At 62.7% G+C, this 12570-nt stretch carries 14 protein-coding genes; 10 read left to right on the top strand and 4 right to left on the bottom strand.

The window, feature by feature from the left end; genetic code table 11:
- Positions 1 to 204 precede the first annotated feature (204 nt).
- The 4 genes from C444_RS15520 (at position 205) to C444_RS15535 (ending at position 3130) form a co-directional block, all read left to right on the top strand.
- Complete coding sequence (locus C444_RS15520) at positions 205 to 744, top strand: plastocyanin/azurin family copper-binding protein (protein WP_004593949.1); 540 nt, start codon at positions 205 to 207, stop codon at positions 742 to 744.
- Between the two features lie 94 nt (positions 745 to 838).
- Positions 839 to 2644, top strand: coding sequence for a translation initiation factor IF-2 (infB, locus tag C444_RS15525; RefSeq protein WP_004593950.1), 1806 nt, complete (start codon positions 839 to 841; stop codon positions 2642 to 2644).
- Positions 2645 to 2694: 50 nt separating this feature from the next.
- A complete protein-coding gene (locus C444_RS15530; protein WP_049909555.1) occupies positions 2695 to 2874 on the top strand; it encodes a hypothetical protein in 180 nt (59 codons plus the stop codon).
- 61 nt (positions 2875 to 2935) lie between these two features.
- Positions 2936 to 3130 carry a hypothetical protein gene (locus C444_RS15535; protein WP_004593951.1) on the top strand — a complete coding sequence of 65 codons (195 nt, stop codon included), beginning with the start codon at positions 2936 to 2938 and terminating at the stop codon, positions 3128 to 3130.
- Positions 3131 to 3186: 56 nt separating this feature from the next.
- On the opposite strand, the gene C444_RS15540 is transcribed toward C444_RS15535, so the two are convergent.
- The 3 genes from C444_RS15540 to C444_RS15550 form a co-directional block, all read right to left on the bottom strand.
- Positions 3187 to 3540: a DUF5811 family protein gene (locus C444_RS15540; RefSeq protein ID WP_004593952.1), complete on the bottom strand. Its 354-nt coding sequence runs from the start codon at positions 3538 to 3540 to the stop codon at positions 3187 to 3189.
- A gap of 83 nt (positions 3541 to 3623) precedes the next feature.
- Positions 3624 to 4094 carry a pyruvoyl-dependent arginine decarboxylase gene (locus tag C444_RS15545; protein ID WP_004593953.1) on the bottom strand — a complete coding sequence of 157 codons (471 nt, stop codon included), beginning with the start codon at positions 4092 to 4094 and terminating at the stop codon, positions 3624 to 3626.
- Positions 4095 to 4136: 42 nt separating this feature from the next.
- Complete coding sequence (locus C444_RS15550) at positions 4137 to 5351, bottom strand: outer membrane protein assembly factor BamB family protein (RefSeq protein ID WP_004593954.1); 1215 nt, start codon at positions 5349 to 5351, stop codon at positions 4137 to 4139.
- Between the two features lie 363 nt (positions 5352 to 5714).
- Here C444_RS15550 and C444_RS15555 point away from each other — a divergent pair, with 363 nt between their 5' ends.
- The 6 genes from C444_RS15555 (at position 5715) to glpR (ending at position 11221) form a co-directional block, all read left to right on the top strand.
- Positions 5715 to 7055 (top strand): extracellular solute-binding protein, encoded by a 1341-nt coding sequence (locus tag C444_RS15555; protein ID WP_004593955.1) that lies wholly within the window; start codon positions 5715 to 5717, stop codon positions 7053 to 7055.
- A 24-nt stretch (positions 7056 to 7079) separates the two neighbouring features.
- Positions 7080 to 8018 carry a carbohydrate ABC transporter permease gene (locus tag C444_RS15560; RefSeq protein ID WP_004593956.1) on the top strand — a complete coding sequence of 313 codons (939 nt, stop codon included), beginning with the start codon at positions 7080 to 7082 and terminating at the stop codon, positions 8016 to 8018.
- Complete coding sequence (locus C444_RS15565; protein WP_004593957.1) at positions 8015 to 8935, top strand: carbohydrate ABC transporter permease; 921 nt, start codon at positions 8015 to 8017, stop codon at positions 8933 to 8935. The genes C444_RS15560 and C444_RS15565 overlap by 4 nt, the downstream gene beginning before the upstream one ends.
- A 6-nt stretch (positions 8936 to 8941) precedes the next feature.
- Positions 8942 to 10072: an ABC transporter ATP-binding protein gene (locus C444_RS15570; RefSeq protein WP_004593958.1), complete on the top strand. Its 1131-nt coding sequence runs from the start codon at positions 8942 to 8944 to the stop codon at positions 10070 to 10072.
- A 2-nt stretch (positions 10073 to 10074) separates the two neighbouring features.
- Complete coding sequence (locus C444_RS22420; protein ID WP_004593959.1) at positions 10075 to 10248, top strand: hypothetical protein; 174 nt, start codon at positions 10075 to 10077, stop codon at positions 10246 to 10248.
- Between the two features lie 199 nt (positions 10249 to 10447).
- Positions 10448 to 11221 (top strand): HTH-type transcriptional regulator GlpR, encoded by a 774-nt coding sequence (gene glpR, locus C444_RS15575; RefSeq protein ID WP_004593960.1) that lies wholly within the window; start codon positions 10448 to 10450, stop codon positions 11219 to 11221.
- 34 nt (positions 11222 to 11255) lie between these two features.
- Here the strand turns inward: glpR and pan2 are convergent, their stop codons facing one another.
- A complete protein-coding gene (gene pan2, locus C444_RS15580; RefSeq protein WP_049909556.1) occupies positions 11256 to 12476 on the bottom strand; it encodes a proteasome-activating nucleotidase Pan2 in 1221 nt (406 codons plus the stop codon).
- Positions 12477 to 12570 lie beyond the last annotated feature (94 nt).

Here is a 12570-nt window from a genome sequence, read left to right on the forward strand (position 1 = left end):
CCCCCTTGTTCCGAACGAGGTTACATAAACGCCACGGGGATGTCTGACGAGCGACTCGCCGTTTCCCAGTGACTGTCACGAAGGAGCGACCGCTACGCTACCATCGGCGACGTCGGCCACGCGGGTTCCTGCTGTGTCTCGGAGCACAGAAGGACCAAACTCAGTGGGCAGCAGCCCTAAGCAGGAGGCATTCGACAGGGACGCATGGACCGAAACAGGCGGCAATTCCTCGGAGTCCTCACGGCCGCTGTCATGGGAACCGTTGCAGGTTGCAGTGGCGACGGCGGCGACGCGTCGTCCCCGACGGACACAGCCACACGAGCACCGACCGAAACCGGGACACCGGCGGCAACTGAAACAGCGACGGCGACTGAGACGGCCACGCCGACCGAGACGCCGACTGCCACAGCCACTGAGACACCGACGCCCACGCCGACGGGAACGCCAGTCGACGCCGACCAAGAAGTCGCCGTCGCGCCGGGCGATTTCGTCTTCGAGCCCGAATCATTCGAGGTCCCGGTCGGCAGCACCGTCCTGTGGGTGTGGGAGGCCGGCGGCCACAACGTCAAGCCGACCGCGACACCGGAAGACAGCGACTGGTCGGGGACACCTGGAGACGATGGGACGACGTACAGTTCCGGCTACGAGTACGCCTACACGTTCGAGGTTCCTGGAGAGTACGAGTACCACTGTGTCCCCCACCAGAGCCTCGGCATGACGGGGTCGTTCACTGTAACCGAGTGACGCCCGATTAGCCCCACGTTCGGTCGCGCGCGTCTGATGACGACGAACTTAACTGCCACCGACGACTCGGTTCTGACAACTTCTGGAGCCATCTATGTCTGACACGGACCCCACCACAGCCACCGACGACACCCTGCGGACGCCCATCGTCGCCGTTCTGGGCCACGTCGACCACGGGAAGACGAGCCTGCTCGACAAGATCCGCGGTTCGGCCGTCACTGCCGGCGAATCGGGCGCGATTACTCAGCACATCGGCGCGACCGCCGTCCCGCTGGACGTGATTTCGGAGATCGCCGGCGACCTCGTGGACCCGACGGACTTCGACCTGCCCGGCCTGCTATTTATCGACACGCCGGGCCACCACTCCTTCTCGACGCTCCGCTCGCGGGGCGGCGCGCTCGCGGACATCGCCATCCTCGTCGTCGACGTCAACGACGGCTTCCAGCCCCAGACGCTGGAGGCCATCGACATCCTCAAGCGAACGCAGACGCCGTTCATCGTCGCCGCGAACAAGATCGACACCGTCCCCGGCTGGAACCCCAATGAGGGACAACCGGTCCAGCAGACGATGGACGCCCAGTCCGACCGCGTGCAGTCCGACCTCAATGAGAAGCTCTACGAGATCATCGGCGAACTCTCGGACAACGGCTTCTCCGCGGATATGTACTGGCGTGTTCAGAACTTCCAGGCCAACATCGGTGTCGTGCCGGTCTCGGCCGAAACCAGCGAGGGCATCCCCGACCTGCTGACGGTGATGATGGGGCTGTCCCAGCGGTACATGAAAGAGGAGATGGAGATCGACACCAGCGGTCCCGGTGTCGGAACCGTTCTCGAAGTGAAAGACACCCAGGGCTTCGGAACGACGCTCGACGCCATCATCTACGACGGGACGATCCGCAGCGACGATACCATCGTCGTCGGCGGGCTGCAGGGGCCAATCATCACCGACGTGCGCGCGCTGCTCCGACCACGTCCGCTCGAAGAGATCCGGACCGAACAGGAGTTCGAGCAGGTCGACCAGGTCGCGGCCGCCGACGGCGTCAAGATCGCCGCGCCGGACCTCGGCGACGCGATGGCCGGCGCGCCGATCCGCGTCATCCGCGACCGCGACCGCAGCGAGGTCATCGCCGAGGTGGAGGAGGAACTCGCCGAAATCGAGGTGACGACCCAGGAAGAGGGGGTCGTCATCAAGGCCGACACGCTCGGGTCGCTGGAGGCCCTCTCCAGTACGCTCGAAGAGGAGGAGATCCCGGTCATGCGCGCCGAGGTCGGCGCGGTCGCACCCCGCGACGTCCGGGTCGCAGAAACGGCCGGTGAGCCAACCAATCAGGCGATTCTGGCCTTCAGCGTCGAGGTGCTCGACGACGCGCGCGACCTCGCCGAGCAGGAGGACGTGGAGCTGTTCGAGGACGACGTTATCTACCAGCTCGTCGAGTCCTACGACGACCACGTTACCACCATCGAGGAGGCCCAGCAGGAGCAGATTCTGGAGAACATCACCCGCCCCGCGAAGTTCCGGATTCTGCAGGACCACACCTTCCGCCAGTCCGACCCGGCCGTCGTCGGCGTGGAAATCCTCTCCGGTGAGCTCCGCCGGAACGTCAACGTCGTCAGGTGGGACGGCGGCGAAGCGAACCGCGTCGGGACCCTCAAGACGATTCAGGACGAGGGCGAAGACGTCGACTCGGCCCGCGCCGGCGAGCGCATGGCCGTTTCGATCCAGGGACCGACCGTCGGCCGCCAGATCGAGGAGGGCGACGACCTCTGGGTCGAAATCCCAGAGAAACACGCGAAGATCCTGGAACAGGAACTCAAGGAAGACATCTCCGTCGACGAGCGCGAGGCGCTGTCGATGTATCTGGAGAAACACCGGAACCGCGACCCCTTCTGGGGGAAGTAACGGTTATTTTCCCGACAGGATTTTGTGGTGGCTCGGTGTAGACTGGGCGTATGGTCTCCCGCGAGAACAAGATCGTCGGCGGGTTCGTCATCGCAGCCCTCATCCTCGGGTATGCGAGCACGGTGCTGGCGGATGTCACCTCGACGGTAACGCTCGCAATACTCCTTGGTGTCGGTGTCATCGCGCCGATGGTTGTGACTAACTACCTTGACAGAACAGGGACTGCATGACGAGTGCCACAGCACCGAGTAATAATATTTAATTAGGAGGCGTGTCTCCGTACAGACACGAATGACCGGGTCCCCGTCGATGCCCGACCTCGTGCTTGCCAGCATCGCGCTCTCGATGCTGCTGGCGTCGCTCGGCGCAATCGTCACCTCAATCAGCTTCGTGACTGCGCTGAGTGCCGGCAGTCTCCCGGCGACCGGCTCTATCGGCTACGCGCTGTTCTACAATCCGCCGGTCGCCAGCGGCGGCCGCGCCTGATGTCGGCGACTACGCGTCACCGTGACCGTTCTGCAGAAAACTGAGAGCGGCGGCTGTTACTGTGCTGTCGGTGACGTGTCGTCGCCCATCACCTGCTTGACCTGCAGCGCGGCGGAGGCGGCGATGCCCTGCGCGAGGTCGTCGCGCTCGGCGTCGGAGATGCTCGCGCTCTCCGGGTCCTCGGGCGTATAGTCTGCGCTGACGACCGACCCGACCGGGGGCTGGACTGCGATTGTGGCCCGCGGACCAGTCGTGCTGTTGCTGATTTCCGAACCGACGACGAACTCGCCGGGCAGGAGTTCGCGGGTCCGGGCGGCGACGCTCGAGAGGTCCCGGCGGAGGTTCTCGCGCTGTTCCGCGGTCAGGGTCACTTCCTCAGTCTCCCCACCAAACGACGTATTACCGTACATAAACGTTCTCTGTCTCTATGGGGGGGAGCACTAAAAACCCAGTGTCGAGCACAGTTCTGACCGGCACCGTCGGCACGCGCGGCTCACAGGACGGGGTGGCTCTCGCCGTAGGTGGCGAGAACGACGGCGCTAGCGTACTCGGCGTCGTCGGAGGCCGACTCGACGTACACGTTCTCCTCGATGAACTCCCAGTCCCGGAGGTCCCGGCCGGCGGCCAGCCCCTCACGGATTTCCATCCGGACCGCGTCTTCGCTGGTGCCGTCGACCTCGTAGAAGATGCCCGGCCCCTCCTCGCTGCGGGCCCAGCCGATGCCCGCGGCCACACTCTCGTCGGGCTGGGCGGTCGCCGAGGACTGGACGACCTCCAGGGCTTCGCCGGGCGGCCCTAGATCCGGTGCCGTCTCCACCACCTCGATAGTCGGCTCGGCAGGGATGACCGACGAGAGCGAGATGAGGTTATAGTTGTGGACGCCTGCCTCGGCGAGTGCCGCGTCGTACGCGGCCAGCGCGGTCGGGCCGGTCGCAGTCCCCCATACGACCCGGATAGTACTCATAGGCGAGAGTCGACGGTCCGTGGGGTAAGGGGTTTCGTTTCGCTACGTCGGAACGAGTTTGTAGCACATTCCCGGGCGGTCCGGGTCGCCCTCTGCCGCGCGCTCAGCGTAGTAGATCCCGTCGGCGGTCACCAGCGGCGCACTTGTCACATGACCGCGGTTCTCGGTGGTCCAGGCCACCGCACCCGAGTCCCGCTCCAGTGCGTACAGCCGCCCGTCGTAGGACCCGACGAGTACGTGGTCACGGGTGGCGGCGACGCTCCCGATAATCCACCCGCCGGTGTCGTAGCGCCACTGCTCCTCGCCGCTTTCGAGGGCGATCCCGTACACCCGGTCGTCATGGCTGCCGACGTAGACGGTGCCGTCGTGGACCGCCGGCGCACACATCACGTCGGCGTCGGTCTCGAAGGTCCACCGTTCCGAGCCGTCGGTCACGTCGACAGCGGTGACTGTCTCGGCCCACGACGGCACGATAGCGGTCCCGTCGGCAACGGCGATGGGGGCTTTCACGTCGCCGCCGGTGTCGTACCGCCAGACGCGTTCGAGATCCGGAAACGACCACGCGTAGCAGTAGCCGTCGTTGGAGCCAAACAACAATCGGCCGTGTTCGCGGTCCAGTGCCACCGTCGAGTGGGGGTGGTCGGTCGGTCGGCTGTCGCGCCACTGCACGTCGCCGGTCGCGGCGTTGACAGCGACGACGCTGCCGCTCGGTGCCGCGTGCTCGACAGCGACGTACAGCGACCCGTTGTAGTACGTCGGACTCGCGCCGATGGCGTCGCCCAGTTCCGTCCGCCAGTGCCGCCGGCCGGTTTCGAGATCCAGTGCCGACAGCGCGCCGTCGTAGGTCCCGATATAGACGGTGTCGTTGGCGATGGCCGGCGTGCCGTGGCTCCCACGCGTCGCCTGCGTAATCGTCGTCGACCACTGGACCTCGCCATCGGGTGCGATAGCCCGCACGCGGCCGGTATCGTCGGCCAGAATCAGATCACCAGTCGGTGCCAGCGCGGGACTGCCTTTCGCCGCTGTGTGGTCCCCGCGGTTCGCCGGCAGTTCCCAGGCCCGCTCGACAGCATCCGGAACTGATACGTCCTGATATCCCTTGTTCAGGAGCCCCTGCCGGAACTGCGTGGCAGCGTGTTCGTCGAGCGCCGTCGATGCGAGCGGATTGAACTGTGACTGACACCCCGCGACTGACCCGACCGTCGTCGCTGCAAGCGTCCCCAGGAACGCCCGCCGCGTCCGTTCGCGCTCTGTCACGGACACCGATACCGGGCGGGGTGGCTTAAATCGCGCGGGGTCACCCGAACACAGGCACCCTTCGAACTGCTCGGCACAAAATCGAGTGACAGCAGTTCGACTCAGCCCAGTTGCTGGACTTGCACGATTCGGTGAACGGTCCGTTCAAAACACACCCAGGTTCAGGTTTGTGAGCGAAATCAATCACTCGAAATAGTAGCCTTAGATATATAAGCATTCCAATAACAACGGCATGCGGATATCAAAACCCATTATAGATGCTGAAAAGCCTGTAAACGTGCCCATAGTATAAATTATGAGATTTATCTTCATATTTTATTACCCCCATAATTTATAATCCATGGCTGTTTCGTGAGCGATTGCATGCAGAAGAATTCAAAACGCACTCGTCGAACGTTCATCAAAAGTGCCGGTGTCATCGGGACAGCGGCACTCGCTGGCTGTAGCGGCGGCTCCGATTCGAGCACCGAAGACGGCTCCGGTGGCGACGGTTCCGACGGTGAGAGCTCCGACGGTGCCACAACCGGCACCGGATCGGAGACGATGGCGGACGAAATCGTGTTCTACAACGCCGGGTCGCTGGAGTTCGACCCCGGAACCGAAGCCAACATCGAGCGGTTCGAGGAGGAGACAGGCATCTCTGTGGAAGTCAACGAGGTCCCGTGGAGCAACCTCAAGACCAGTCTAACGACGATCTGGCGGAACCAGGATAGCACCGTCGACGCGTTCAACGGCCCGACCTGGTGGCTGGCCGACTTCGTCAGCTCCGACTGGCTCGAACCGATCGGCCTCGGGGACGACCACATGAGCAAGTTCCCCGACTCGCTGAACGAACTCGTCCAGTTCGACGGCCAGACGTACATGGCCCCCGAGTTCGGAAAGTGGGGGAGTTACCTCTACGACCAGCAGTACCTGAACGACCAGGGCTTCGACGCGCCGCCGGACACCTGGGACGAGGTGCTGAACCAGGGCGAGCAGCTCTCACAGGGCGACAAGTCCGGGTTCGCGTTCACCTGGTCCGGCAAATCCGTGTTCAGCTTCAAGCAGTTCCTCTACCAGGCCGGCGGCCAGCTGTTCAACGACAGCTACGAGCCGGTGTTCGTCGAGGAAGGGAAGGAAGTGCTCGACTTCTTCAACCAACTCCGGGAGCGCGGCATCACCCCCGACGGGATGTCCAGCCTCGGCGAGGGCGGCATCGGTGACAACTTCATCGCCGGTCAGTACGCGACCGTCGAATCCTGGACGCCGCTCGGAGCCCGCGCCATCGACGAATGGGACGAGGGCCGAATCGGCAGCGCCAAGCCGCCGAAAGGGCCGGAGAGCCGCGCGACCTTCCAGGACACGAACGGTATCAGCGTCTCCGCGTTCTCCGAGCGCAAGGACGCGGCCAAGGAGTTCGCCCGCTTCATGACGACCCGGGCGTCGTCGAAGAACAACATGCTCGTCGAGGGGAACCCGGCTGTCGTTCCGGAAGTGTACGAAGACGAGGAGGTCCAAAGCGAATACCCCTCCTGGCTGCTCGAGGACATGCGGTTCAACCTCGAAAACGCACAGAGCGAGACCTACATGGCACAGCCACAGGTCGACGACTATCTGAACGAACAGCTCACGCCGGCGCTGCTCGGTAACAAAGACCCCGAGGCAGCCCTCAACGACGCCTACAACAACATCGAGCGCCTCTACCAGGACATCGGCCTGCTCTGATCGGCGCTCCAAGATTTATATATTATGTCAATTGAAAAGAGCCCGCTGCGTCGCAAACTCGACAAGCTGTTCGTCCCGTTAACCGTCGGGCCGACGCTCCTGTGGATTGCCGCAATAATCATCTATCCGACTGCGAAGCTACTTCTCAGTAGCCTCCAGTTCCGCAACCCGGTGACAAACGAGATGGAGTTCGTCGGCCTGCGGAACTTCCAGCGGCTGATCTTCGCACGCGAAGGGGGCGATGCGGCCCTCGGCGTGTTCAGTCCCAGTTTCGTTTCGATCACGACGAACACAGTCATCTACGTCGGATTCAGCGTCTCCATTTCGTTCCTGCTCGGCCTCGGTATCGCGCTGTTGCTCGATAAGGACCTGAAAGGGCGAGGCTGGTTCCGAACGGCAGTCATCGTCCCATGGATTCTCCCGTACGTGATGAGCGGGCTGATGTGGCGCTGGATGTTCCAGTCCGACTTCGGCGCGATCAACGGCGCGCTCCAGCGACTCGGCATCATCTCGGGGAACATCCCGTTCCTCTCGGACGGCGCACTTGCCATGATGGCGCTCATCATCGCCGACGTCTGGGTGTTCACACCGTTTATCATCATCATCCTGCTCGCGGGCCTGCAGAACGTCCCCGAGCAACTGTACGACGCCGCCGAAGTCGACGGCGCGAGTCGGTGGTCCCGGTTCTGGAACGTCACGTACCCGTTCCTGAAACCGTCGATACTGGTCGCACTGACCATCCGTATCATCTTCGACATCCGGGCGCTGGACCTGGTCTGGGTGATGACCCAGGGCGGTCCCGGGAAGTCGACTGAGGTGTGGGCCTCCTGGCTGTACCGGACCGCACAGGTATTCAACGAACCCGGGACCGGCGCTGCACTCGGAGTCGTCCTGCTGGCCGTGACATTCGCCATCGTGGCCAGTCTGTACAAGATATTCGGCGAGTCACCCTACGAAGCATGAGCACGAAGAAATCACCACTCAACCGACTGCGTCGGTCGCTGGGACTGGATACACAGAACGAGTGGCCGTCCGTCGCCCGCGAGCGGCTGCTGGCCTACGGACTGCTCGCCGTGTACGTCCTGGTCATCTGGTTCCCGATCTACTACATCTTCATCACGAGTATCAAGCCGTCGAGCGAAGTGCTGTCGCTGCCGATCACGTTCCTCCCACAGAACCCGACGGCACAGAACTACGTGGATATCTTCACCAACCGACCGTTCGACAACTACACGATCAACAGCATGATCGTCGCGACGACGACGACGCTCATCTGTATCACCCTGGGGACGGTCACCGGCTACAGTTTCTCCCGGTATGACTTCCTGGGGAACAAATCGCTACTGCTGTCGATTGTCGGCGCGCGGATGATACCCCCTATCGCGCTCATTGTCCCGTTCTTCCAGATCATGTCGAACCCGCCGCTCATCGGCGGACTCACCGGGAGCCTGTACGACACCCGGCTCGCGCTCATCCTCACGTACACGTTCTTCAATCTCCCCTTCGCCGTCTGGATCATGAAGAACTACTTCGACGGCATCCCCGAATCGTTGGACGAACAGGCCCAGATTGATGGCTGTTCCCGCTGGGAAGCGTTCGTCAAAATAATCCTGCCGATGGCGAAGCCGGGCATCGCGGCCACCGCTATCCTCGCGTTTATCTTCTCGTGGAACGAGTTCGTCTTCGCGCTCGTTCTCACGTCCTCGGAACAGGCCCAGACGCTGCCGATCGCCGTCTCGCTGTTCGTAGCTGACGACTTCGTGGACTGGGCGCACCTCGCAGCCGGCGGAATGATCGCCGCGTTACCCGGCATCCTGTTCGGCCTGTTCTTCCAGCAGTACATCGTGAGCGGACTCACACAAGGAGCAGTCAAGGAGTAACTAACTATGGCACACGTAGAACTCACCGATCTCGTAAAGGAATTCGACGACGTTACCGCAGTCGACGGCATCTCGCTGGATATCCCCGACGAAAGCTTCACCGTCCTCGTCGGCCCGTCAGGGTGTGGCAAGACCACGACCCTGCGCCTCATCGCAGGGCTCGAACGGGCGACCGACGGTGAAATCCGAATCGGCGAGGACATCGTCAACGACGCTCGCGCATACGAGCGCGACATCGCGATGGTGTTCCAGAACTACGCGCTGTATCCGCACAAGACGGTGCGGGACAACATGCGGTTCGGGCTGGAGCAACACGACACGGACGAGGGGATCATCACCGAGCGGGTCCAGGAGACCGCGGAGTTGCTGCAGATCGAAGAGCTGCTGGACCGCCGACCGTCGGAACTGTCCGGCGGTCAGCAACAGCGGGTGGCGCTGGGCCGCGCAATCGTTCGCGACCCGGCAGTGTTCCTGATGGACGAGCCGCTGTCGAACTTAGATGCGAAGCTCCGCGTCCAGATGCGCGCCGAACTGAACAAGCTCCACGAGGAGCTGTCGACAACGACCGTCTACGTCACCCACGACCAGGTCGAGGCGATGACGCTGGCCGACCAGATCGCGGTCATGGACAACGGGCAGATACAGCAGGTCGGGGAACCGACGCACGTGTACTCGAACCCGCGGAACATGTTCGTCGCCGGCTTCCTCGGCTCACCGAGCATGAACTTCCTCGAAGGCACGCTCGAGGAGTCCGACGCCGGCAAGTTCGAACTGGACCTCGGCGGCGCGATCCACAACGTCCCCGACGAGTTCACCGACGCGCTCGAACCGTACCTCGGCGACCGCGTGACGCTGGGCATCCGCCCGGAGAACATCGCGCTCAACCAGGACGGCGTCCCGGCGAACGTCCACCCGGCGACGGTGGAGGTCGTCGAACCGCAGGGCGAGAAGACCGTGCTCGAACTCGAACTCGCCACCGGCCAAAGCATCAAGGCTGCAGTCGACCCCGATACGACGGTTGAGATGGGCGATGCGGTGAACCTCCGGTTCGACAGGGACTCGCTCCAGTACTTCGACCCGACCACGGGCAAATCGCTAACGTACGATACGAAGATCGAACAACAAGCGACGATCTGACGATGGCCACGGAACTCACCGATAGGATGACACCTGCTGGCCTGCTCGCGTTCGGAGCAGCATTCGGACTGGCAGGCCTCGCGGTGGTCAATTACGCGACCGGCGTGTACGGTGGTGCAATCGTCAGCAGTGTCGGGACGGTCGTCGCGACGCTGTTTGGTGTTTTCACCGATTAGTACCGGGAGAGATTTTTTCATGAACGTCTACATACTGAATGATATACCCCTGAACGCCATCGAGCAATCTCGCAAATCACTAGACCGTGTTGCCGGCCCTGAGAGCGGGGCCGATTCTATTGAGAGATGATACAAACTAACACATACATCAGTCGGAGGCCACCCTCACCCGCAGAGTCCGGGCCCGCTGTACTAGAACATGATACCTGATGAACGACGGAAGGAAATCGTTCGACAAGTAAACAGATCGGATCGGGTCACAGTCGAAGAACTCACCGAAGAATTCGGTGTCTCCGAGGCGACGATCCGACGAGACCTCTCGTCACTCGCGGAAGACGGGCTTATCGAACGATTTCACGGCGGTGCCCTCCCGGCGTCGAAGGAGGATACCAACGGGTCCAGTACGGCCGATAGCATCGACAACCCGAGCGGCAAGCAGGCAATCGCCGAGCGGGCCGTCGACGAACTGAGCGACGGCGACGCCGTCTTCTTCGACACGGGGCCGACGGCGCGCGAAGTGGCAAAAGCCATTCCGGAGCAGCTGTCGCTGCTCGCCGCGACGAACTCACCGGAAAGCGCGTTCGAACTCCGCGAGACCTGCGGCGAAGTCAAGGTTGTCGGTGACTCACTGCGACAGACATCGGACGCACTTGTCGGACCCAGCGCCGAGTCATACCTCCGGAAGACGAACTTCGACATCGTGTTTCTCGAAACCGACGCAGTCCAGAGCGATGGCGGCCTCTCCGTCTCGAACGAAGACGAAGCGCGCATCAAAACACTGCTCTGTGAAGGCGGACGACACGTCATCCTCGTGGCCGACGGGAGCAAGCTGGACAACCGGAGCTTCCGTGAGTTCGCGACAGTCGACAACATAGACATGTTCATCACGGACGTATCGTTGGGCGACGAGATGCGGACAGTGTTCGAGCGGGCGAACGTCACGGTGGTCGACAATTTACTGGCCGTTCCGTAAGCCCGCAAGACACTGGAAAACTGTTTTCTGCGAGTTACGCGAACGCGACTGGGACGCTGCTGGCGTCGTCGTCGGCTTCGATCTTTCCGAGGGCGTCGTAGAGGTCAGACTGCTGGACCGTCGTCCGGCCGTCACGGATGGCGAACATCCCGGCCTCGGTCGCCAGTGAGGCCAGTTCCGCGCCGGAGAGACCATCAGTTTCGGTGGCAAACGCGCCCAGGTCCACGTCGTCGTCGAGGTTCATCTCCTGCGTGTGGATTTCGAGGATGCGCTCGCGGCCCTCGACATCGGGGTTCGGGACTTCGATGAGGCGGTCGAAGCGGCCGGGGCGGAGGATGGCGCGGTCGAGCATGTCGAAGCGGTTCGTCGCGGCGATGATGCGGATTTCACCGCGTTCGTCGAAGCCGTCCATCTCCGAGAGCAGTTGCATCATCGTCCGCTGGACCTCGGCGTCGCCGGAGGTCTTCGACTCTGTTCGCTTGGCAGCGATGGCGTCGATCTCGTCGATGAAGATGATTGCCGGTTCGCGCTCGGCGGCGAGTTCGAACAGGTCCCGGACCAGTCGCGCGCCCTCGCCGATGAACTTCCGGACCAGTTCGGAGCCGGCCATTTTGATGAACGTCGCGTCGGTTTCGTTGGCGACAGCCTTCGCCAGCATCGTCTTCCCCGTGCCGGGCGGGCCGTGCAGCAAGACGCCGCTCGGCGGTTCGATACCGACCTCGCGGAACTGGTCGGCGTTGACGAGCGGCTCCTCGACGGCTTCCCGGACCTCGCGGATCTGCTCTTCGAGGCCGCCGATGTCCGAGTAGCTCACGTCGGGCGAGCCGTCGACCTGCATGGCCTGCGCACGGGCATCGGTCTCGGGGTCGAGGATCTGCTTGACGCCGAAGGAGTCGTTGATCGCGACGCGGTCACCGGCCTCAAGGCTGTCACGGATGGACGGCGAGACTTCCGTCAGCACTTCCTGATTGTTACCGTGCTGTTTGACGACGACGCCGTCATCGGTCAGCTCCTCAGCCGTCGCGATGTACAGCGAGGAGGTCTTGAGCGTCTCGTTTTCCCGTTCGAGCTGGTCGACCTCGTCCGTGAGGTCGTGTTGCCGGTCACGGGCAGCGTCAAGCTGCTCAGTCAGCTGTTCGTTGACCTGTACTATCTCTTTGAAATGTTCCCGGAGTGCCTCCAGACGCTCGTCAGGCGTCATATCGGGATCAAGTTCCAACCGTGGTCGTTCCGGAAGCGAGGGACTGCGCGACATTTGGATGGTCGGTACTATACGGTTGAGACACAAAGTGCCTTCGGGTCACGGGGGGTGAAACAGTTATCCGTGTCGAGACGGGGCTGTAGCGTTG

Origin of the sequence: Haloarcula japonica DSM 6131 (assembly GCF_000336635.1) — an archaeon.
GTDB classification, from domain to species: domain Archaea; phylum Halobacteriota; class Halobacteria; order Halobacteriales; family Haloarculaceae; genus Haloarcula; species Haloarcula japonica.